General features: G+C 66.8%; 1 protein-coding gene. It reads left to right on the plus strand.

The annotated features are described in order from the left end of the window. Window positions 1–13: 13 nt before the first annotated feature. A partial coding sequence (locus AAEY83_RS15245) for a universal stress protein (protein ID WP_351060238.1) occupies window positions 14–271 on the plus strand: 258 nt, incomplete at its 3' end.

Here is a 271-nt window from a genome sequence, read left to right on the forward strand (position 1 = left end):
GCCGTGGAGTCTGGTGCATGTCGACAACGGCAGTGCCCGTGACGAGCAATCGCGGTTGCGTTTGCAAAGCGCCCAGCAACTGGCCGAACGCCTTGGTGGCGAAGTGGTGCTGTTGCGTGCCGGCGAAGTGGCGAAAACTCTGATTCAACACGCCGCCGAGCGCCGCGCCAGTCTGTTGCTGGTCGGCCAGTCGCGGCCGCGCTTGCGCCGTCGACTGTTCGGCGGTGGTCTGGCGGCGCGCCTGCTGCGTCAGGCGCACGGTCTGGAAATC

Origin of the sequence: Psychrobacter sp. TB20-MNA-CIBAN-0197 (assembly GCF_040309765.1) — a bacterium.
Taxonomy (GTDB): Bacteria; Pseudomonadota; Gammaproteobacteria; order Pseudomonadales; family Moraxellaceae; genus Psychrobacter; species Psychrobacter submarinus.